Annotated in this window: 17 protein-coding genes; 13 read left to right on the top strand and 4 right to left on the bottom strand. The window is 61.5% G+C overall.

Going from position 1 to position 21509, the window contains the following annotated elements; genetic code table 11:
• The first annotated feature begins 185 nt into the window (after positions 1-185).
• From BM438_RS26030 to BM438_RS26005, 6 genes are all read left to right on the top strand, one after another.
• Positions 186-3305 (top strand): AAA family ATPase, encoded by a 3120-nt coding sequence (locus BM438_RS26030; protein ID WP_093639930.1) that lies wholly within the window; start codon positions 186-188, stop codon positions 3303-3305.
• A gap of 272 nt (positions 3306-3577) precedes the next feature.
• Positions 3578-4477, top strand: a complete 900-nt coding sequence (locus tag BM438_RS26025) for a LysR family transcriptional regulator (protein WP_093639927.1) — start codon at positions 3578-3580, stop codon at positions 4475-4477.
• A gap of 138 nt (positions 4478-4615) precedes the next feature.
• Complete coding sequence (locus tag BM438_RS26020) at positions 4616-5290, top strand: histidine phosphatase family protein (protein ID WP_093639924.1); 675 nt, start codon at positions 4616-4618, stop codon at positions 5288-5290.
• Positions 5291-5312: 22 nt separating this feature from the next.
• Positions 5313-6332, top strand: a complete 1020-nt coding sequence (locus BM438_RS26015) for a phosphotransferase (protein ID WP_093639921.1) — start codon at positions 5313-5315, stop codon at positions 6330-6332.
• A gap of 42 nt (positions 6333-6374) precedes the next feature.
• The gene (locus tag BM438_RS26010; protein ID WP_093639918.1) at positions 6375-7139 is read left to right on the top strand and encodes an SDR family oxidoreductase; all 765 of its coding nucleotides are present in this window, start codon (positions 6375-6377) and stop codon (positions 7137-7139) included.
• A 78-nt stretch (positions 7140-7217) separates the two neighbouring features.
• Entirely contained in the window at positions 7218-8462 is a 1245-nt protein-coding gene (locus BM438_RS26005; protein WP_093639914.1) for an acyl-CoA dehydrogenase family protein, read from the top strand.
• 54 nt (positions 8463-8516) lie between these two features.
• Here the strand turns inward: BM438_RS26005 and BM438_RS26000 are convergent, their stop codons facing one another.
• Both BM438_RS26000 and poxB read right to left on the bottom strand, forming a co-directional pair.
• Complete coding sequence (locus BM438_RS26000) at positions 8517-9791, bottom strand: MFS transporter (protein WP_093639911.1); 1275 nt, start codon at positions 9789-9791, stop codon at positions 8517-8519.
• Between the two features lie 51 nt (positions 9792-9842).
• Complete coding sequence (gene poxB / locus BM438_RS25995) at positions 9843-11564, bottom strand: ubiquinone-dependent pyruvate dehydrogenase (RefSeq protein WP_093639908.1); 1722 nt, start codon at positions 11562-11564, stop codon at positions 9843-9845.
• A 474-nt stretch (positions 11565-12038) separates the two neighbouring features.
• Here poxB and BM438_RS25990 point away from each other — a divergent pair, with 474 nt between their 5' ends.
• The 7 genes from BM438_RS25990 (at position 12039) to BM438_RS25960 (ending at position 18495) form a co-directional block, all read left to right on the top strand.
• The gene (locus BM438_RS25990; RefSeq protein ID WP_093639905.1) at positions 12039-12665 is read left to right on the top strand and encodes a hydrolase; all 627 of its coding nucleotides are present in this window, start codon (positions 12039-12041) and stop codon (positions 12663-12665) included.
• A gap of 90 nt (positions 12666-12755) precedes the next feature.
• The gene (locus BM438_RS25985; protein WP_093639902.1) at positions 12756-14633 is read left to right on the top strand and encodes an amidohydrolase; all 1878 of its coding nucleotides are present in this window, start codon (positions 12756-12758) and stop codon (positions 14631-14633) included.
• Between the two features lie 13 nt (positions 14634-14646).
• Positions 14647-15048 carry a DoxX family protein gene (locus BM438_RS25980; protein WP_093639899.1) on the top strand — a complete coding sequence of 134 codons (402 nt, stop codon included), beginning with the start codon at positions 14647-14649 and terminating at the stop codon, positions 15046-15048.
• Between the two features lie 25 nt (positions 15049-15073).
• Complete coding sequence (locus tag BM438_RS25975; RefSeq protein ID WP_093639896.1) at positions 15074-15310, top strand: DUF1427 family protein; 237 nt, start codon at positions 15074-15076, stop codon at positions 15308-15310.
• Positions 15292-16035 (top strand): YoaK family protein, encoded by a 744-nt coding sequence (locus BM438_RS25970; RefSeq protein WP_093639893.1) that lies wholly within the window; start codon positions 15292-15294, stop codon positions 16033-16035. The genes BM438_RS25975 and BM438_RS25970 overlap by 19 nt, the downstream gene beginning before the upstream one ends.
• 49 nt (positions 16036-16084) lie before the next feature.
• Complete coding sequence (locus BM438_RS25965; RefSeq protein WP_093639890.1) at positions 16085-17029, top strand: glyoxalase; 945 nt, start codon at positions 16085-16087, stop codon at positions 17027-17029.
• Positions 17029-18495 (top strand): alginate export family protein, encoded by a 1467-nt coding sequence (locus tag BM438_RS25960; RefSeq protein WP_425270747.1) that lies wholly within the window; start codon positions 17029-17031, stop codon positions 18493-18495. Before BM438_RS25965 ends, BM438_RS25960 begins: the two co-directional genes overlap by 1 nt.
• 48 nt (positions 18496-18543) lie before the next feature.
• On the opposite strand, the gene BM438_RS25955 is transcribed toward BM438_RS25960, so the two are convergent.
• Together BM438_RS25955 and BM438_RS25950 are read right to left on the bottom strand one after the other, a co-directional pair.
• On the bottom strand, positions 18544-18936 hold the full coding sequence (locus tag BM438_RS25955) for a DUF3331 domain-containing protein (protein WP_093639885.1): 393 nt from the start codon (positions 18934-18936) through the stop codon (positions 18544-18546).
• A 129-nt stretch (positions 18937-19065) separates the two neighbouring features.
• Positions 19066-21372, bottom strand: a complete 2307-nt coding sequence (locus BM438_RS25950) for a PAS domain-containing sensor histidine kinase (RefSeq protein WP_093639882.1) — start codon at positions 21370-21372, stop codon at positions 19066-19068.
• Between the last annotated feature and the right edge of the window lie 137 nt (positions 21373-21509).

The following is a 21509-nucleotide window of genomic DNA, read 5'->3' as shown; positions in this document are numbered from 1 at the left end:
CAGCCCGACTTGGTTGCCGCGATTTTATACTGCGCCTGTCGGTCATGCTGAGTGGAGCATTTCATTACACAATCAGGACCAGAAAATCACCCCTCCGGATTTCGAACACCTTACCCTGACGGGAGAAGTGTGCGTCTCGTCCTGGCAGGCGGGCGCGTTTGTTCTTCAGAGGGTTGGATAAAGGCATGAGGAGCAAGGTTGGCATGAAGGCTCATTCGAGCAGGATATCGTCGGTCAGTTTTGAAGGCTTTCGTCTGGATACGACGAACGAATGTCTTTGGCGGCTGGCTTCCTCCGGCACGGCGCCCGAGCGCATCGACCTGACACGCAAGACCTTCGGCGTGTTGCGGTTTCTGATCGAGAATCGCGGTGCGCTGATTACTCATGACGCGCTGCTCGAAGCCGTGTGGCCTGATGTGCACGTGCAGCCGGAAGTCGTGAAGAGCCACATACAGACGATCCGGGCGCGGCTCGGCGATAGCGCGCAGCGCCCTCGCTACATCGAAACACTGCGTGGACGCGGCTATCGTTTTGTCGCGCCCGTAGAGATTCCTGTCACGGAGCTTGTGCCGGCTGTGAACGGGGAGAGCTTCGGCGGCTTTGCCGGGCGCACGAGCGAATTGCAGCAACTGTGCGCCGCCATGGACCAGGCCCGATGCGGAAACACTCAGGTCGTGGTGGTTACCGGTGAACCGGGCATCGGCAAGACAGCGTTGCTCAGGCAGTTCGTTGCCGCGCAACGGTTCGAACGTGACGACGCGTGGGTTGCCGAAGGGCATTGTGTCGAGGGCTATGGCGGCACGGAGCCGTTTTATCCGGTTCTGCAGGCGCTCGGCCAACTGTGCCAGGGAACCGGCGGCAGCGAAGTCGTGAAAGCGCTGGTGACGCTCGCGCCCACGTGGGCATGGCAGCTCCCGGGCCACGTGGCGAGTCAGGTGCGCGAGTCCCTGCATCGGCAGCTTCCTGGCGCGTCGCGCGAACGCATGCTGCGGGAGATCCGGGGCTTGCTGAGCTCCCTGACGCAGACGCAACCGCTGCTTCTGATATTCGAAGATCTTCATTGGGCCGACTACTCGACCGTCGATTTTCTGGCGGCGCTGGCGCGCCAGCCAGGCGCGCTGCGTCTGATGGTTGTCGTCACTTACCGGCCGGACGAAGCGGCGCTGACCGAACACCCCATCGAGCAACTGCACCACGAGCTTGCACTGAGGGGGCTATGCCGCGAACTGGCGCTGGGTCCATTGCCTCGCGATGCCGTGCTTGCGTGGCTGACAGACCGCGATCACACCGACCCTGCCGAAGAAGAACTGTCTTTTCTCATCGCGCAACGTTGCGGCGGCAATCCATTGTTTATGCGGGCGACGCTTGCCGATCTCGTGGAGCGCGACATGGTCCGCAAAACGGTGACGGGCTGGCGGCCGCTCGCGCCACTCGCCGCGATCGGCGCGGCAGCGCCACACACGATAACCCGGACGCTCGAGGGCAGAATCCGGCGCCTCGGCGCCGACGAACGGAATCTGCTTGAAGCCGCCAGCGTGGCAGGACTCTGCTTTTCATCGGCGACCGTGGCCGAGGCCGCGGGGCTGTCGGCGGAGCAGTTCGACGATCTGTGCGAGGCCCTGGCACGCACTCAACGCTTTATTCAGCGTAGCGGCGTAAAGCGCTTCCCCGATGGAGGAGCTGCGGCGATGTTCTGTTTCGACCATGCTCTCATTCGTCACGCATTCTATGGGCGTCAAGGGCTGACTCGCCGCTCCCGTTTGCATCGGCAAATCGCGGAACGGCTCGAGGCGATCTACGCTCGCGATCAGCGAGCCGAGGTGGCATACGAGCTCGGACATCATTTCGCCGACGCGCGAGACTGGCTCAAGGCGATCGACTACTTACGCATTGCGCTGCAAACCGCGAAGGTTCGGTTTGCGTATCGCGAGGCGCAGTCGATTCTCGATTTTGCCGCCTCGCTCACCATCAGGTTGCCGGCTGATTTGCGCCCGTTGAAAAGCTTTGAGTTTGCCGAGGCGCGTGCGTCGCTTTACGCAGCGGCGCACGATCCGCGCGCCGAGGCCGCCTGGATCGAACTGGAGGAGCAGGCACGCACGATTGGTCGGCTCGATGCGCAATTGCGCGCCATGCTCGGCCTGGCCTACGTTTTTAGCTGGAGCGACCGGCAACGTTGCATCGAGGTGCTCAACGATGCGCTGACGCTCAGCGCATCGCATCCTGACCTGCGCGTCAGTGCGCTGGTGCGCGTAAGTGCCTACGTACGCCGTATCTGGACCGACGGCTGGTCGCATGCCGATCTGACCGAGTGCGAGACGGCGATGCGTGCGCTGCGCGAGACGGGGGATCCCTTGCTGATCGCCCGGGCGAATATGGAGCACAGCATGCTGTGCATCATTTCCACCCGCTATCGTGAAGCACTCGGCACGGTACGGGCGAATTACCAGATCCTCTTTGAGCATGCGGTGGAACATCCGGGCTTCGACCTCGCGAGAGCGACGTGGATGGTCCGGCTGGGTACGGCGTGGGCTCAACTCTTCCTGGGAGAGTTGGGGCGCTCGATGGAATCGTTCGAGCAGGGCATGGCGTCGTACCACGAGAATGGCGACTATTTTGCGGCTCGCACACTCGAGGTCTATCGGGGTTGGTTGTTCGTGCACACAATGGACTACGAGTCAGTCATTGACATGTACGAACGCTTCGTGCCGGCTTCAAACTCCTCCGATCGAGCGGTCGAAGCCGACGCCGGCGCGCTGCTGCCCGTGCAACACCGTGCGTGCATCGTACTCGCGGGCCTCGCGTATATCGGACTGGAGGACGGCGCGCGCGCCTCGGCGCTATTTGCTGAAGCGCAACGGCAACTGGACGCTACACCCATCATGTTCGACTGGTACTGGCGGCTGTCAATCGAATGGGGTACCGCCGAGGCCGCGATGATGGCGGGCGACCATCGCACCGCGAGATCGCGCGCCGAGGCGTTCCTCAAGCTCGCCCTCGCCACCGAAGACCGGACGTGGCAGGCGCTCGCTTGGGACGTCGCAGCGCGAGAGGCGCTCGCGAGTGGCGATGCGGTCGTTGCACTCGAGCACATCAACGCCGCGTTCGCGGTCACGGAAGGCTTCGAAACCCCGCTGGCGGACTGGCGGCTTCATCGTACGGCGGCGGCGATTCACGAGGCCCACGGCGACGCCGAACAGGCGGATGTGCAGCAGCGCCATTTCATGTCGGCGCTCGAGCGGCTGTCGAATTCCTTGCCGCGTGGTGGTCAGATCGGCCAGCGCCTGCTTGCTCTTTCAGCAAGCTGATAGATGCTTCAAGCAAGAGGTGCAAGACATGAGACACGGGGGAGCCATCATGACGCCGCTCCCCCCGCTGGGTGATATCGACCAGCAAGGAGTCGATGCAAGATAAGTGGGTCCTTCACCGATTGGCCCCTGTCTGGTTGTCTCTCACTTGCAGGAGTAGACTCGCCGGGGTTGCTCCTTGATACCACGCCGATCGTCGCCTTGCGCCGACAAGTGCATGGTGAACAGGATGGATCGAAAACACAGTTCGAGTGGCATCGGGAAATTTGAAAATGCGTCTGTCAAAGGTTGACCTGAATCTCTTCGTTGTCTTCGAAGCCGTCTACAGAACACGAAACCTGACGCGCGCAGCGGAAATGCTATTCATCACTCAGCCTGCTGTCAGCAATGCATTGTCGCGGATGCGCAAAACATTCGACGATCAGCTGTTTGTGAGTACGTCGGCCGGCATGATGCCGACGCCCGTTTCGGAAAACATCATCGGCCAGGTTCGTGAGGCGCTGCAGCTGCTCGACTCGAGTACGCACGTCGGCGGACGCTTCGATCCCGGCTCGTCCGAGCGCACGTTCCGGCTCAGCATGACCGACCTCACGGAGGCGCTTCTTCTGCCTGCGCTCGAGGAGGTGCTGCAGCGACTGGCGCCCGGCATCCGCATCGAGAGCTACTTCACGACGCGTAAAGAGGTTCCGGAAGCGCTAGCGAGCGGTGCAGTCAATCTTGCGATCGACGCGCCGCTGATTGACGATCCTTACCTCGAGCAGGAACCGCTCGGCCGCGACCGCTATGCCTGCATGCTGCGTCGCGATCATCCGTTTACGAAGAAGAAGCTGACGATCGACGACTACCTCAGCTTCGGTCACATCCACGTATCCAGCCGCCCCCAGGGATCGGGTCTCGTCGATGGCGAGCTGACCAAGCTCGGCGTCAGGCGATCGATTCAGACGCGGGTCCAACACTATCTGGTGGCCCCGTTGATTGCGATGCGAACCGATCTCGTCCTCACGGCCCCCCTCGTGCTCCTCAAGCGCTATGACGCGCGAATCCTGGAACTGCCGTTCGATCTTCCTGATCTTCAGTCGCATGGCTACTGGCATCGAAGCGTGACGGGGGACCCGGCTCATCGTTGGTTGCGCGAGCAGGTTGGCCGGCTCATGCTGGAAATGAACCAGTAGCGCGAATCTACGGGGCAGGCGAGGGATGTGGGATATACGCCTGGTGTCACGAAAATCTATAGCCAACTATCACAACAATAAATTTCCTGAATGATGCGGCGCTGGGTATTCTGCTAGCCATGTTGACGCGAGGCTGGCATGGCAGAACTCTATCTTGTACGGCATGGTCAGGCGTCCTTCGGCGCTGACAACTATGACGAGCTATCACCTTCCGGTCGTACCCAATCGAGCTGGCTCGGCGAATACTTCGCGCAGGCGAACTTGCGGTTCGATCGTGTTGTCATCGGCACGATGCAGCGGCATCGGCAAACCGCCGACGCTATTCTCGCCGCCATGGGCGGCCCGCGAGTCGAGCTCGCGCAAGACGCGGGTCTGAACGAATACGATTTCGAGGCGTTGTTCGCTGCTCTCGGCGAAGAGGGCCTGCCGTCAGGTTTATCGGCCACCAGTTCAAAAAAGGACTTCTACAAAGGGCTGCGGCACGTGCTTCAGCTCTGGGCCGATGACCGCTTGCCGGGCGCTGTTCCAGAGACATGGCAGCAATTCCAGACACGTGTCCAGCGTGCGCGCAACGACATCCAGCGGGCCGGCGGCAGGCGCGTTCTGGTGGTGAGTTCGGGTGGCCCGATCGCGGTCACTGCCCAGCAGGTTCTACAGGCGCCCGCTGCGAGCGCGATTGCACTGAACCTGCAGATTCGAAACAGCAGTGTTTGCCAATATGTCTTTAACGACGACGCGATGTCGCTCGTTAGCTTCAATTCAGTGCCTCATCTCGAACATGCCGAGAGGCGTGAATTTGTCACCTACGGCTGACCTCAATCCGGATTCCTGCTAGATGAACCACCCCAGTCTCCAGTTCGACATCGACGAACTCACACGTTATCTGACGGTGCACGTGCCCGGGTTTCAAGGACCGATGTCCGTCGAGAAATTTCCCGGCGGCCAATCCAATCCGACGTTTCTTTTGAAGGCGCAAAGCGGAAGCTACGTGTTGAGACGTCAACCTCCCGGCGACCTGCTCAAGGCGGCGCATGCGGTTGATCGCGAGTTTCGTGTGATATCGGCGCTCGGCCAGACACCGGTTCCCGTTGCTCGCGCGTATCACCTTTGCGAGGACCGCGATGTCATCGGCAGCCTGTTTTACGTCATGAGCTACGAAGACGGGCGAATCTTCTGGAACCCGGCGCTGCCCGAAGTATCCGTCGAGGAGCGCGGCGCGATATACGACGCCCTGCTCGGCACAATGGCGGCTCTCCACGACGTGGATATCGATGAAGCCGGATTGTCCGACTACGGCCGACCGGGCAATTACTTCGAGCGTCAGATCGACGTTTGGACGAGGCAATATCGCGCCGCGCAAACCGATACGTTGGCGGCCATGGAGTCGCTGATCGAATGGCTGCCTGCCCACTGTCCGGCGGAAACGGGAAAACCTTCGCTCGTGCACGGCGACTTCCGTATCGACAACATCATCTTCATGCGCGATGCGCCTCAAGTCCGCGCCGTTCTCGATTGGGAGCTCTCCACGCTCGGCAATCCGTTGGCTGACATCGCGTACTTCTGCATGTGTTTGCGGCTTCCGCCCGGCAGCCATATCGCCGGACTCGCAGGCTTGAATCGAGGCGCGTTGGGCGTGCCGGACGAGGCGTCGATTGTTGAGCGGTATTGCGCGCTGCGGGGCATTTCGTCGATTGAGAACTGGAACTTCTACCTCGCGTTCAGCTTCTTCCGGCTCGCGGCTATCGCACAAGGCGTGAAGAAGCGTGCCTTGGGCGGCAACGCATCGAATGAAAAAGCGCGGCAGGTGGGGGAGATGGCCGGAGCGCTTGCGAAGATGGGCATTGACCTGATCTGAAGACAGGCAGGAAATCGGAACGTAGAAATAGGAATACTGATCGTGACTACAAATCTGTTTGACCTGAAAGGAAAGATTGCGCTGGTGACGGGCGCGAGCCGGGGTATCGGCGAAGAGATCGCGAAATTGCTCGCCGAGCAGGGTGCCCACGTGATTGTGTCGAGCCGCAAGCTGGAAGATTGTGAATCCGTTGCAAGCGAAATCAAGGAAGCGGGCGGGAGCGCCGAAGCGTACCCGTGCCACGTGGGGCGTCTCGAGGACATCCACGCGATCTTCCAGCATATTCGGGCACGGCATGGCCGTCTGGACATTCTCGTCAACAACGCGGCGACCAATCCGTATTTTGGCCACATTCTCGATACCGATCTGTCGTCCTTCGAAAAGACGGTGGAAGTCAATCTGCGCGGTTACTTCTTCATGTCCGTCGAGGCGGGCAAGTTGATGCGGGAAAACGGCGGCGGCGCGATCGTCAACACGGCTTCGGTCAATGCATTGCAGCCTGGCGACAGACAGGGCATCTACTCGATCACCAAGGCCGCCGTTGTCAACATGACGCGGGCCTTCGCGAAGGAGTGCGGACCGTTGGGGATCCGGGTGAATGCGCTGCTTCCCGGACTGACCAAAACCCGCTTTGCAGGGGCGCTGTTCGCAGATCAGGCCACGTACGAGAGCTGGGTGTCGCAGATTCCGCTGCGACGTCATGCGGAACCTCGTGAGATGGCGGGTACCGTGCTGTACCTGGTGTCCGACGCTGCGAGCTATACCAACGGAGAGTGTATCGTCGTCGACGGTGGACTGACGATCTAGTCATGGGGTCGAGGCACGGTACTGGCCACGTCGTTGGCCGTGCATCGACAACACCAATCAGATTATGGAAGAGTAAAAATGGACTTTGCATACAGCCCGAAAGTCGAAGCGCTGCGTACTCAGGTGCGTGCGTTCATGGACACGCATATCGTTCCGCGCATCCGGCAATGGCACGATGAAGTGAGTGCCGGTCAGTATCCGGTTTCCTTTATGGAGACCTTGAAGGACAAGGCGCGTGAAGAGGGTCTCTGGAACCTGTTCTTGCCGCATCTGCGCGATGACGAGCCCGGTACCCGCCTGACCAATCTCGAGTACGCGCCTCTCGCTGAGATCATGGGCCGGGTGTCGTGGGCGTCCGAGGTGTTCAACTGCAACGCGCCGGACACGGGCAATATGGAATTGCTGCATATGTTTGCCACGCCCGCTCAGCGCGAGAAGTGGCTCAAGCCCCTTCTCGACGGCAAGATTCGTTCGGCGTTCGCGATGACGGAGCCGGCGGTGGCCTCTTCAGACGCGACCAATATCACCACGTCGATTCGTCGCGACGGGGACGACTATGTGATCGACGGCCGCAAGTGGTTCATCACGAATGCAGCCCATCCGAATTGCCAGATCTTCATCGTGATGGGCAAAACGGATCCGGACGCGCCGAGCCACAGTCAGCAGAGCATGATTCTCGTGCCTCGCGACACACCTGGCGTCAAGGTGATCCGCAATATCCCGGTGGTCAATCATGTGGCGCCGGAAGGCCACTGCGAGATCGAGTTCAAAGGCGTGCGCGTGCCGCGATCGAATCTCCTCGGTGAAGAAGGCAGCGGCTTTGCACTGGCGCAGGCGCGTCTCGGGCCGGGACGGATTCATCATTGCATGCGCTCGATCGGCGCCGCGGAACTGGCGCTCGAGTTGATGGTGGAGCGGGCCCAGGCGCGCACGGCATTCGGCAAGACGCTGTTTGAACACGGAACAGTCGCCGAGTGGATCGCGAAGTCCAGAATCGAAATCGATCAGGCGAGGCTGTTCGTTCTCAAGGCCGCGTGGATGATCGACAACGTGGGTGCGAAGGACGCGCGCAAGGAGATCTCGATGATCAAGGCGCTCGTGCCGACAGTTCACACCGCCGTATGCGAGCGGGCGATGCAGGTGTTCGGCGCAATGGGGCTGAGCCCCGACACGCCATTGGCCGACAGCTGGACGTGGGGCCGTGCATTGCGCTTCGCCGATGGCCCGGACGAGGTTCACTTGCAGAGCATTGCACGGATGGAACTCAAGACGCAGCCTTATGCGCCGGGCAAGGTCAATCCTTACCTGACGCCCTCGGTGTAACGGATAGCGCCAGGTTCAAGGGGCTCCTCCTTGCTGAAGAACCTGGCGTCGCCCTCACGCGTTCGCGCGTCCGCGCGGTCCGGTCTCGCGCATGAATATAGCGAGCACCATGGCAAGCACGATGCCACCGATCAGCCATGAACCGGCTGCCCGGAATGTAGACAGATCCATTGTGCCGCCGTTCGCATGGTGGGCGAGCAGCTTGCCGTACACCGGCGTGAGCAACGCGCTGAATGTGAACACCAGAAAATTGATCGCGCCGCTGGCGCTGCCTTTCACGTTGTCGGGGTTGACTTCCTTGATCACCGTGTAGGGCAGCATCGCCGCACCGGAGCCGATGCCGAGCAGCAGGCCGAGCACATATGGCGGCGCCACGCCGGCCGGCAGATAAAAAATGCCGGCGCCCGACACCAGCATCAGCAGCGCACCGCCGATCAATACCGGCTTGCGGCGGCCCAGACGGTCGGCCAGGTAGCCTAGCAGCGGGCAGCCGATCACCCAGCCGAGCGGCACCATGCTCGCGCGATTGACGGCCTCTCCATAGCTGACGTTGAGACCGCTGTGCAGGAATGGAATGCCCCAGATCATGTCGCCAATCGTAGTCGGCAGGAACAAAAGGCCGGCGCAGAAGCCGCAAAGGTAGGACTGCGGATTCGTGAGTACCTGCTTGTACGGCGCGAACATCTTCAGCCACGAGCCCTGGCTGGCAGGGCTGTTGTCATGGGCTGCCGGCGTCACGAAGAGCACCAGTAGGGCGATCACAAAGATCACGAGGCCGGACAGCCACCAGAACTGCTGCCATGTGATGACGCCGTGAATGAGCGGCGCGACGGCGAACTGACCCGCGGAACCGCCCAGCATACCGAAGCATTGAGTGAAGCCTACCGCCGTCGCAAGAGAGCGTGGCGGAAAGCCGTGCGTGGCGAGATACACCGCGCCGATAAAGCCACACGCCGACCCCGCGCCTTGCAGCAGGCGACCGACCTGCGCCGCCTCCACGCTGCCAAGGCCGAACAGCGCCGCCCCAACAGCCACGAGAACGATGCCGGCCGGAATGACCGCCTTGCCGCCGAGCCGGTCGAGCAGCGCACCGCAAAGAATCGAGAACAGCGCATAGGTGTAGTAGTACAGGCCGACGAGCGCACCCACGCCCAGCGCATCGCGCGCGAACGCCGCACTCAGCTCGGGCACCATCACGCCCGGCGCTGAACGCAGCATGTACTGCATGAAGTAGAACGCGGCACAGAAAAGCCATGCGATGACGAAGCCCATGTGGATGGGCTCGCGTTCGGATGGAGCATCTACAGTGCCGACGATTTTGCTGGACATGGTTCGAATCCCATTGCGTGGATAACGGTCCCTATACGCGTGCGGACTGCATTACCGGAACAGATTGACCTTTGCGAGGTCGATGAGCTGCTGGCCGCGACCGTCCATGACGGCACGAAGCATGAACAGGCCGAAGTGGTAAGCCTGGTCGGCGCTGGTCGAGGGAGGCATCACGAGCTCCTGACGTGCGCTTACTACGTCGACGAGCGCCGGGCCCGGATGGGCGAACGCTTCGCTTAGCGCACCTTCCAGCTCCGCAGGGTGCTCGACGCGTATGCCTTTGATTCCGATCGCATTGGCCATCGCGGCGAAATTCGGATTCTTGAGGTCGCATCCCGTATCGACGAAGCCACTGGCCTTCATCTCCATTTCCACGAAGCCCAGCGTTCCGTTGTTGAGCACGACGACTTTGACCGGCAAGCCTGCCTGAATCAGCGTGAGAAACTCACCCATCATCATGGTGAAGCCGCCGTCGCCCGACATCGAGATCACCTGCCGGTCCCTGAAAGCGGCCTGCGCGCCAATCGAGTGCAGGAGCGAGTTGGCCATCGAGCCATGATTGAACGAACCCACCAGGCGCCGCTTGCCGTTCATCTTCAGATAGCGGGCTGTCCATGCGATGGGGGTGCCGACGTCGCAGGAGAAGATGGCATCCTCGGCGGCGAGTTCGCTGACGAGCCGGGTCACGTATTGCGGATGAATGGTGCTGCTGCCCGCTTCGGGCTCGGCCAGCGAATCCAGATTAGCGCGAGCCTTGCGATAGTCGTCGAGCGCGCGATTCAGGAAGCTGCTGTCCGCATTCTGCTGAACCATGGGGAGCAGTTCGGTGAGCGTGTCCTTGACCGTTCCCAATACGCCAAGCTCAATTGGGCATCGATTGCCGAGGGCTTCTGGCCTTGTATCGACTTGAGCGATCGTCACCCCCTCTGGATAGAACTGTCGATAAGGAAAATCGGTACCCAACATCAGGAGCATGTCGCAGCTCTTCATCGCGGAGTACCCGGAGGAGAACCCGACAAGGCCTGTCATTCCCACATCGAATGGGTTGTCGTATTCGATAAACTCCTTGCCTCGCAGCGAGTGCACGATCGGCGCTTGCAGCTTGCGGGCGAGTTCCACGACTTCCGCGTGCGAATCCTTGCAACCCGCTCCACAAAGCAAGGTCACGCGCGACGACTGGTTCAACAGAAGGGCGAGTTTCGCGATGTCGGCGTCCGCGGGGCGAATCATCGGAGCAGACGGTGCGCTCCAGCTCGGCACAGGTTTTGTGAGCGGGCCGAGCGCCACATTGCCAGGTATCACGACAACAGCCACGCCTTTGCGCGCAACGGCCGTCCGGATCGCACGGCCCAGAATCTGCGGCAGTTGGTCGGGGTGGGTGACGAGCTCGACGTAATGACTGCATTCCTTGAACAGCACTTCCGGATGAGTCGACTGAAAATAGTCGATGCCGATTTCCGAACTGGGAATATGCGCAGCGATAGCGAGCACAGGAACGCCGCTGCGTTGGCAGTCGAACAGGCCGTTGATCAGGTGCAGGTTCCCCGGGCCGCAACTCCCGCAACAGACTGCGAGTTGTCCTGTGAGATGCGCTTCGGCGCCCGCGGCGAAAGCCGCGCTTTCTTCATGCCGCATGTGAACCCATTCAATGGAACCTTCGCGACGCAAGGAATCCGTGAAGCCATTCAGCGAATCGCCCACCACGCCGAACACACGCTTCACGCCCGCATTGACCAGTGCACCAACCATGTAGTCGGCAGCTATCGTTGCCATTTCATATCTCCATAGATTAAGAATTCGCGGCCCATCGGATGCTTATCGGGGAGGCAAAAGAAACGCATTCCGCGTGAGTGCGTCGTCCTTTGGCGCAGGACGAATGCAGACCCGTTCGCCACGCGATATGTTCGATAGTAGCCGGCCGGTCCTAAGACGACCATTACATGAATCTGGAACATCGTGGCGAGGCAATTCTTGCTCCGCGCCGGTTGAGCAATGAGGTCAGGTATCCGAACTTACTGTGGACTACCGCGCTACATAAATATGTAATGTCGCGGCAAGGTGCGAAGTTATACCTTCTCGTCGTGCCATCGCGGCATCGTGAAACTCACGCTCAAGCTTCGCCGGGAAGCCGTTCGCATCCGCCTCGCCGATGCAACATCGACTCGACCTATCCACTAACCGGACGCTGACACGGTGGCCTTCGTGCAACCGTGCGGGTCCTCGCATTCTCGAAAATTGGAGCTACTCATGGCCCATGAACTGTTGACGCCCGACACGTGCGCGCTCGCGCTTATCGATCATCAGCCGCAGATGTTCTTCGGCACGCACTCGCACGAACGCACCACCATCCTTCACAACATTCAGATCCTCGCGAAGACCGCGAAGCTCTTCAAGGTGCCGACCGTTCTGACGACGGTCGCCGCCGATACCTTCAGTGGCCAACTGCTGCCGGAAGTGCAATCGGTGTTTCCGCAGATCAAACCGATCGATCGCACGTCGATGAATTCGTGGGAAGACAAGGGCTTTCGCGACGCGATCAAGGCGACGGGCCGCAAGAAGATCGTGATCGCGGGCCTGTGGACGGAAGTGTGCGTCGCTTTCCCGAGCGTGCAGATGCTGGCTGAAGGCTTCGAGATCTATGTGCCGACGGACGCCTGCGGCGATATCACTGGGGAAGCCCATGAGCGTGCCGTACAGCGCGTCATCCAGGCAGGCGCGGTGCCGCTGACCTCGGTGCAGTTCATGTGCGAACTGCAACGTGACTGGGCGCGCGGCGAAACGTACGAAGGCTGCATGGAGATTTTCAAGGCGCATACCTCGTATGGCATCGGCGTGCGCTACGCGAAGCAGATTCTTGGCGGGCACGCGAGCTAGGCGAACTGATTGCCTCACGCCATTTTTCACGCGCGACGCCTTTGTCGGCGCGCGTGAAACGCGTCTGACCAACCATCACGGAGAGCGACGATGACCGCACCGATTCAGCCCAGCCGCATTGCGGACCTGGTGATCTATAACGGCAAGATTGCGACGCAGGACGACAAGCGTTCGTTCGTGACGGCGCTCGCCATCGCGAAGGGCGAGATCGTTGCGAGCGGCAACGACCACGACATGATGCAATGGGCGAACGAGTCGACGCGCCGCATCGATCTGAAGGGACGCACGGTCGTTCCCGGGCTCAACGATTCGCATCTTCACATCATTCGCGGCGGTTTGAATTTCAATCTCGAACTGCGCTGGGATGGCGTGCCCTCGCTGCGCGACGCGCTCGAGATGCTGCGCGCGCAGGTTGCACGCACGCCTGCGCCGCAATGGGTGCGTGTTATCGGTGGATGGAACGAATTCCAGTTCGCGGAGAAGCGGGGCCCGACGCTTGAGGAGATCAACGCGATCGCGCCGGACACGCCCGTCTTCATCCTGCATCTCTACGACAGCGCGCTGCTGAACGCTGCCGCGCTGCGTGCGGTCGGCTATGACCGCGATACGCCGAATCCGCCGGGCGGCGAAATCCAGCACGACCGCCGCGGCAATCCGACCGGCATGCTGATCGCGCGTCCGAATGCGGGTCTGCTGTACGCGACGCTCGCAAAAGGACCGAAGCTGCCGCTCGACGACCAGTTGAATTCGTCGCGCCAGTTCATGCGTGAGCTCAACCGCCTGGGCGTGACGAGCGCGATCGATGCAGGCGGTGGCTACCAGTCTTATCCCGACGACTACGCCGTCATCATGGAACTCGCGAAGCGTAACGAGCTGACCGTGCGAATTGCGTACAACCTGTTCACGCAGAACGCGAAGAAGGAAATCGAAGATTTCGCGAGATGGGTCAAAGTCACCAAACCCGGTGACGGCGACGATTTCCTGAAGATGAATGGCGCCGGCGAAATGCTCGTGTTCTCCGGCGCGGACTTTGAAGATTTTCTGGAGCCGCGTCCGGACCTGCCGGACGTGATGGAAAGCGAACTCGAAGCCGTCGTGCGGCTGCTCGTGCAAAACCGCTGGCCGTTCCGGCTGCATGCCACTTACGACGAATCGATCGAACGCTTCCTCAACGTGTTCGAGCGTGTCAACCAGGACACGCCGTTTAACGGCCTGCGCTGGTTTTTCGACCACTGCGAAACCATTTCGGCGCGCAATATCGACCGCATTGCCGCGCTGGGCGGCGGCATCGCCGTCCAGCACCGGATGGCCTATCAGGGCGAATACTTCATTTCCCGCTACGGCGCCGAAGCCGCGGCGCATACGCCGCCTGTGCGCAAGATGCTCGCGGCCGGGTTGCCGGTCGGCGCGGGGACGGACGCAACGCGCGTCGCGAGCTTCAATCCGTTCGTGTCGCTGTACTGGCTTGTTTCGGGGCGCACGGTGGGCGGCACGCTGATGTACGCCGCGCAGGACCGGCTGGATCGCATGGAGGCGCTGCGCCGTTACACGGTGGGTAGCGCATGGTTCTCGAACGAAGAGACGAAGAAGGGCGCGCTCGTGCCTGGCCAGCTAGCCGATTTCGCGGTGTTGAGCGACGACTACTTCACGATGGAAGAAGACGGCATCAAGCATCTGAGCTCGGTGCTGACGGCGGTCAATGGGCGGATTGTCTACGCGGCCGAAGAGTTCGAAACGTTCGACCCGCCTGCGCTGCCCGTTAGCCCCACGTGGTCGCCCGTCGCGGAGTACGGCGGCTATGCGCGCTATCGTCCTGCGGTGCCGCTCGTGCAGTCGTGCAATGACGCATGCGTGAACCTGTGCGGTGTGCATCGTCACGCGCATGCGTGGGCATGGCGCAGCAACGTACCCGCAGGCGACGCGAACGCGTTCTGGGGCGCGCTCGGTTGCAGTTGTTTCGCGTTTTAGGAGCAGGCAGGCGATGAAGCGTTTTCTCACTTTCGATGTGGCGCTGCTGTTTCTGCGCGTCACCGCGAGCGTGCTCGTGCTGCTCGTGCATGGACTGCCGAAGGCAATCCACTACACGAGTCAGCTCGAGGCGATCGAAGACCCGTTTCATCTCGGCAAGACGCTGACATTAGGCTGTGCGATCTTCGCGGAGGTCGTGTGCCCGCTGCTGATGATCGCGGGCATCGCGACGCGGCTTGCCGCGCTGCCGATTATGGTGGTCTGCGTGGTCGCGCTGGGTTTCGTGCATCGCGAATGGACGTTGGGCCAGGCGCAATTCGCATGGATGCTGCTGATCATGTTCGGAACCATCGCGATCGGCGGTGCGGGACGCTACCGGATTGCGCTGCCGCGGTTCGTGCAACGGCAAGCCTGAGCGCACGGCGCGTGAGGATCGAATCATGCCATATCTGATCTCGCTGGGAGCTGGCCTCGTGGTCGGTCTCCTGTACTACCTTGTGCGGGTGCAATCGCCCGCGCCGCCGCTCATCGCGCTTGCCGGGCTGCTCGGTATTGTGATTGGCGAGCATGCGATTCCGTTTGTGCAGGCGCGCATACGCACGCCCGATGCACAAACCCAAAGCGCGCCGCCCGTTGCCCGCACCAAACCGACACCGTTATGCAAAGAGGATCAGTAGACGCGGTGGCGTGGTTCGCTGCGCAACCCGGTCAGGTGCCCGGCGAAGACACGTGTCTTGCCTTGATAGCGGGCTATGTCGACACGCTCGGCTTCGTCGCGCTGTTCGGCCTTTTCACCGCGCACGTGACCGGCAACTTCCTTCTGATCGGCGCGGCGCTTGCGCACGGGGGGCATGGCCTGCTGATCAAGTGGCTCGCTTTTCCAGCCTTCGTCGCCGGAATCGTGTTCGCTCGCATGCTTGACAACAGGCTGCTGCATCGCGAACCGTCAGTACGCGCACACGCGTTGTACGTGTTGCAGGCGGTGCTGCTGGCGGGCTATATGACGATGGGCCTGCTGGCTATGCCTGTCACCGATGCCGATGCGCCGCTCACCATCGCCTGCGGCCTGCTCGGCGCGGCGGCGATGGGCGTGCAGAATGCGCATGGGCGGTTGACGACGCGCGCCGTGGTCGCGAACACGGTGATGACAGGCAACGTCACGCAGGCCGTGATCGACGGATTTGATCTGCTGTTTTCATCCAACGACCTGGCCGCGCGGCAGGCGGCGCGCAGCCGGTTGTTGCGCATACTGCCGCCCGTCGCCGGTTTTGCAGTGGGCGCGTGCGCGGGCGCGGCGGGCTTTCTGCTCGCGTCATTCTGGGCGCTGCTGTTGCCGCTCGCCGCGTTGTGCGTGCTCGCCGTGCTGGTGCGCAGGACGGGCACGCCACAGGTCGGAACCTGATTGTGCCGCGCAACGTTACGGCATCCCTTACCAGCCAGGAGTGTTTTCTATGAGTACCGTCAAGATGGTTCGAGTGTTGCGGGCCGCTGTCGTTTCGGTTGTGTCGATAACGGCGCTCGGCATGGCGCTGGGCGCCTCGCCGGTTTTCGCCGAGGCCGATCATCAGAACGTAGGCAAGAGCCTGCCGGTCGTGTCGGTCGGTCCGCAGTACGACACGACGCACGTTTATGTGGCGACCCAGGACATCGACGCGTTCGTCGACAGTTTTGTCGCGACCTTCGGCGGCACGGCTTCGCCGCGCGCCGTGTTCACGGTCACGCCGACGCCGAGCAAAACGGCTTCGCAATACGTGCGGACGCCGGTGGGCATGCTGTCGGTGTTCGCATTCGAGACGCCGATACCGTATCCGTTCGGCAGCGAACGCACGGGCTACCTCGTCACCGATATGGACAAGGCCGTTCGCGCCGCGCGTGCCGCGGGCGCTGACGTGATCGTGGATACGTTCGACGATCCGATCGGCAAGGACGCGGTGATTCAATGGCCCGGCGGCCTGAACATGCAGTTGTACTGGCATACGAAGGCGCCTTCGTACGGTCCGCTCGAGACGGTGCCCGACAATCGCGTCTATGTGTCCGCGCAATCCGCGGATAACTTCATCAAGCGTTTTGTACGCTTTTCGCACGGCAAGGTCGTGTCCGACAACCGTCACGCGGACGGCGGCGAAATTGGCCGATCCGGCGAGACGATCCGGCGCGTACGCATCACATCCGGCTTCGGCACCATGCTCGTGTTCGCGACCGACGGCAAGCTGCCTTATCCGTTCGGCCGCGAAGTCACCGGCTATCTGGTCGCCGATCTCGACGCGACGCTCGCGAAGGCGCAGGGCGTCGGCGTGAAGGTGCTGTCGCCGGCGAACAGGACAGTTGAAGGGCGCACGGCCATGGTCGAATTTCCCGGCGGCTACGTCGCCGAGATTCACGAGCTGGCGAAATGATGCAGCTTCGCTCGCTGAAGCGCGCGACGTCGAAGGCGGCTGCCTGCGCGGCGCTCGCGGTGTGCGGATGGGCAGACGGCGTGGACGCGTTCGCCGCCGACAACGCGGCGGATGCGGTTGCCGGCGTGGCCGCTGCGCCTCAATGCACCGTGAAGCGGCCGTCGCCGCTGTCATTCAACCACTGGCAGGAAGACTGGTCGGTGCTGGCCAATCCGTGCGTGCCGCGCGAGCCGTTCGATGCGCTCAAGTACATCTCGCCCGGCAGCGATCCGTCGACCTATCTGTCGCTCGGCGCGACCCTGCGTGAACGCTTCGAACTGAACAACACGCCACTCTTCGGACTCGGCGCCGCGCGACCCGACAGCTACGTGATCGAGCGCGCCGAAGTGCATGCCGATGCACGCATCGGCCAGCATGTGCAGGCGTTTTTCCAGCTCGAGGATGCGCGGCCCTTCGGCAAGGATGCCGTTTCGCCCGTCGACAAGAATCAGCTCGACATCGAGCAGGCGTTCGTCGCGTTCGTCTATGGCGTAGGCGGAGGCACGTTCAAGGCGCGCGTCGGGCGGCAGGAGATGGCGTTCGACTTGCAGCGGTTCGTCTCGGTGCGTGACGGGCCGAACGTGCGTCAGGCGTTCGACGCGCTGTGGGCCGATTATGAAATCGACAAGTGGCGCTTCATCGGCTATATGACGCAGCCTGTGCAGAATCGCGACGTCACGGCTTTCGACGACGTGTCGAACCGGCATCTCACGTTCAGCGGCGTGCGCGTGGAACGTGCGAACACGGGGCCAGGCGATCTGTCAGCGTACTGGTCGCGCTACAACCGCGACAACGCACGCTTTCTCGATGCAGCAGGCACCGAGCATCGCGATGTATTCGACGTGCGTTACGCGGGCAAGCTCGCGTCGTTCGATTGGGATGGCGAATCGATGGTGCAGACAGGGCACGTCGGCAAGGACACCATCGGCGCGTGGGCGTTCGGCTTGCTGGGCGGCTATACGCTCGCAACGGTGGCGGGGGCGCCGCGTTTCGGTTTGCAGGTCGACGGCGCATCGGGCGACCGGCATCCGGGCGATGGACGCGTCGAAACCTTCAATCCGTTGTTTCCGAACGGCTACTACTTCACGCTGGCGGGATACACCGGCTACAGCAATCTGATTCATGTGAAGCCGTCGATCACCTTCAAGGTATCGCCAAAGCTCACGTTACTGACGGCACTCGGTTTCCAGTGGCGCGCGACGACGGGCGATGCGATCTACGGTCAGGGGATGGCCGTGGTGCCCGGCACGGCGGGAAAGGGAACCCGCTGGACGGGTATGTATGCGCAGATTCGCGCGGACTGGCTCGTCAGCCCGAATGTCGCGCTCGCGCTGGAAGCAGTGCATTTCGAAGTCGGAGATTCGATCCGCGCGTTAGGGGCGCGCAACGCGGACTACGTGGGCGTCGAAGCGAAGTTCGGATGGTGACCGATGACAGGAGGGGGCCCGCTCAACGCTTCGAGCGGATCTGAATCTTCAGAAGCCTTCTTCCAGGGAGACCGCTTCGAGGACCGTGGCCAGAATCATCGCTTCGATGTTGAGTGGTGTAGGTTGAACCCGCTTGGGTCGATACACGGCATGGCCTCTCTTGATGGCCTGGCCACTCAGGGCGCAAACTCCGGCTTTCTTCGCGACGCAACGCCGCCAATGCTGCTCGCCGTAGCAGCAGGACGTCGCGTCGCTCCACGCAACCGTTGCCGAGCTCCGTCCACGGCGCTCCAGCACCCGGATGACGCATTCGCGGAAGTCGCTTTCGCCGCCCTGCGGGCGGAGGCAACTGGACACAACCGGTGCCTGTGTTTCGCCTTCGTTCGAGAGAAGCGCCATGGTTGACTGCCACGTTCTGTCTGTTTCAATGGGAGCTTGCATGATACGGTTCCTCGATTCACGTTAGAGCTAACCCTCGACCTTGACTGGATGATAGGTAGCAGACTGGCGGGCCGCTATTACATGATTGTGGAGGGCGTCCCTCGTTCGCCCTCCAGCACCGTGCTCCGCTCAGCGACTGGTCGCTCCACTGATCTCGACGTCCGGACACGCGGCGTCATCGCTCGAGACTGGCAGGACGACGCTAAAGGTCGATCCGTAGCCCTGATTATTGGCGGCAGTAAGAGAACCCTCATGCGCTTCGATAATGGAACGCGACACCGCAAGCCCGATGCCCATGCCCTTGCTCTTGGTCGTGACGAATGCGTCGAATATGCTGTCGTCGCCCACGATGCCCGAACCGTTATCGATCACCTTGAGAAGCACGGATCCGTCGTGAAGCGCCCTTGCGGTAATGAGAATCCTGGGCGTGCGCCCGGAGTTTTCCGTGGCCTCTATGCCGTTCGTGATCAGATTTAGCAGGACCTGCTGAATCTGTATCTGGTCGACGAACACCGGCGGCAGGCCATCGGGCAAATCGAGGTCGATGTCGGCGGTATGTCTGGTTTCGTCTTGCCGTAGCAGCCGCACGGATTCGAGGACCATGTCTTTCACGTTACGCTTGCACTTCTGGAATGATTGGCTCTTGAACAGTGCGCGGATGCTTTTCATCGTCTCATCGGCGGAATGGGCATCTCGAACGACGCTTTCCGCGGACGTCCTGGCCTCACTTAAATTGGGCGGGGATGCTGCGAGCCACCGATTGCAAGCCTGCGCATTGGCGATAACGGACGTGAGAGGCTGATTAAGCTCATGCGCAATAGAGGCGGAGAGTTCTGCGACGGTGGCAATCTGGGTTGCCCGTGCAAGTTCAGCCTGAGTGTGCCTGAGCCGGTCCTCTGCACGCTTGCGTTCGTCAATGTCAAGACTGAGGCCATACCATTGAACAATGTTGCCGTCGACGTCCCTCATGGCTTCGCCAATGTGCTGGTACCACCGGTAAATCCCGTCGTTTCGGCGAAGCCGCGCAGCGTGGCAGTACGCCTCGCCAGTCTCGACCGAGTGTGTCCACGCTTGAACCATGGTGTCCAGGTCGTCAGGATGGCAGGTCTTCTGATAGCCGCCGCCCGCGAGCTGCGAAAGATCCATGCCAACGAATTCGACGATTTTTCGATTGATGTAGGTGAGCCCCCCTTGTGGGTCGTTGCTCCAGAGCATGGCGGGGATAGTCTCGATCAGTTCGTGTAGCTGGTGCTCCCGCTGTTCGAGCACAGCTTCCGTTTGCTTGAGATCGTCGATGTCTGTACATACGCCGAACCAGTGCAGGATCTGTCCGCTTTTGTCGCGAAACGGTTCGCCGCGAGCGAGATACCAGCGCAGTGCGCCATCGGCGCCTGCAATCTGGTACGTGTCCTGATACGACACACCTTCGTGGACAGCTTGCCGCCAGCGCGAGCGGACACGAAGACGGTCCGCTTCCGGGATGCGGCGAAGTAACATTTCGCCGTCGAATTCTTCCTCGCTCGCGCCCATGAAGGCGAGCATTTGGCGGCTCCATCTGTCGACTTTGCCTTCCGGTGTGGCTCGCCAGATCATCGCGGGCAATACGTCGACGAGTCTTCGCAAATTAAGCTCTTCCGTGCGAAGAACCTCCTGAGCTAGCTGCCGCTCGTGGATATCCGTCGAAAGTCCATACCAGTTCACGATATCGCCGTTGGCATTCCGCATGGGCGTGCCTTTGCATTGAAACCAGCGATACGTGTTGTCAGCCGCGCGGAACCGATGGACCGAGTCGTAAGGTCTCCCGCTAGCGCGGGAATCTTGCCAGGCCTCAAGGGTCGAGGCTGCGTCATCCGGGTGCACCAGGTGAAGCCAGCCGCGCGTTTTCAGATCCTCAAACCGTAGGCCGGTGTAGTCCTCAGCGCGTTTGTTCACATATTCCAGGCGGCCATGAGCGTCCGTCCGCCAGAGCAGGCTGGGAACATTCTCGATCAGCCAGTTCAGTTGCGCTTCCCGCTTGCGGATCAATTCTCTCGACTCGCTTGCCGTTAGCGCCTGTCGAACCTCAAGATCGACATCGTCATCCTTCGAGTGGGCCGTCGAGTCTGGCGGTTGGGTGTAGCGGATGTGCCGCGGGCGTCGGGAGACCAGCTCGGCACAAAGCCATGCCGCGCCGATCGCGAGGGCGCAACGGCCGATCGAGCCGGAGGACAGAGGAGGGTGACCGGCGGTCAACATCGTGCCGGCGATCCCGAGCGAGACGAAACCCGCGGCGAGACGCCCAAAGCTGCGGTCGAAAAAGTGCGCGACCAGAACAACCATGACGAGGCCGAAGCAGCCGGTGACCGGTTCGAGTAAGCCTGCCATTGCTGACGTGCCCGCGATGGCGACGCTGAGGGCGGCAAGCCGGGACGAGCGTGGTATCAACACGGTAAGCATGTCAACCTCGGAGTTCGTCGACGTATTGAATAGTGCTACTCCACATTTTCACATCAATGGCGGGATTTTCCAGCGAAAAGCTCATTAGCTCGCCAGGCGAGCGGAGAGGGTTGACGGTTACTTCATCTCGTACCGCG

This window comes from Paraburkholderia aspalathi (assembly GCF_900116445.1).
GTDB classification, from domain to species: domain Bacteria; phylum Pseudomonadota; class Gammaproteobacteria; order Burkholderiales; family Burkholderiaceae; genus Paraburkholderia; species Paraburkholderia aspalathi.
Note: the sequence above shows the minus strand (reverse complement) of the source record. Positions and strands in the feature narration are given on the sequence as shown.

Bases quoted from the DNA above. Each gene is read 5' to 3' on its own strand.
- BM438_RS26030 (WP_093639930.1), top strand. From the start codon at position 186: ATGAGGAGCAAGGTTGGCATGAAGGCTCATTCGAGCAGGATATCGTCG.
- BM438_RS26025 (WP_093639927.1), top strand. From the start codon at position 3,578: ATGCGTCTGTCAAAGGTTGACCTGAATCTCTTCGTTGTCTTCGAAGCC.
- BM438_RS26020 (WP_093639924.1), top strand. From the start codon at position 4,616: ATGGCAGAACTCTATCTTGTACGGCATGGTCAGGCGTCCTTCGGCGCT.
- BM438_RS26015 (WP_093639921.1), top strand. From the start codon at position 5,313: ATGAACCACCCCAGTCTCCAGTTCGACATCGACGAACTCACACGTTAT.
- BM438_RS26005 (WP_093639914.1), top strand. From the start codon at position 7,218: ATGGACTTTGCATACAGCCCGAAAGTCGAAGCGCTGCGTACTCAGGTG.
- BM438_RS26000 (WP_093639911.1), bottom strand. From the start codon at position 9,791: ATGTCCAGCAAAATCGTCGGCACTGTAGATGCTCCATCCGAACGCGAG.
- poxB (WP_093639908.1), bottom strand. From the start codon at position 11,564: ATGGCAACGATAGCTGCCGACTACATGGTTGGTGCACTGGTCAATGCG.
- BM438_RS25990 (WP_093639905.1), top strand. From the start codon at position 12,039: ATGGCCCATGAACTGTTGACGCCCGACACGTGCGCGCTCGCGCTTATC.
- BM438_RS25985 (WP_093639902.1), top strand. From the start codon at position 12,756: ATGACCGCACCGATTCAGCCCAGCCGCATTGCGGACCTGGTGATCTAT.
- BM438_RS25980 (WP_093639899.1), top strand. From the start codon at position 14,647: ATGAAGCGTTTTCTCACTTTCGATGTGGCGCTGCTGTTTCTGCGCGTC.
- BM438_RS25975 (WP_093639896.1), top strand. From the start codon at position 15,074: ATGCCATATCTGATCTCGCTGGGAGCTGGCCTCGTGGTCGGTCTCCTG.
- BM438_RS25970 (WP_093639893.1), top strand. From the start codon at position 15,292: ATGCAAAGAGGATCAGTAGACGCGGTGGCGTGGTTCGCTGCGCAACCC.
- BM438_RS25965 (WP_093639890.1), top strand. From the start codon at position 16,085: ATGAGTACCGTCAAGATGGTTCGAGTGTTGCGGGCCGCTGTCGTTTCG.
- BM438_RS25960 (WP_425270747.1), top strand. From the start codon at position 17,029: ATGCAGCTTCGCTCGCTGAAGCGCGCGACGTCGAAGGCGGCTGCCTGC.
- BM438_RS25955 (WP_093639885.1), bottom strand. From the start codon at position 18,936: ATGCAAGCTCCCATTGAAACAGACAGAACGTGGCAGTCAACCATGGCG.
- BM438_RS25950 (WP_093639882.1), bottom strand. From the start codon at position 21,372: ATGCTTACCGTGTTGATACCACGCTCGTCCCGGCTTGCCGCCCTCAGC.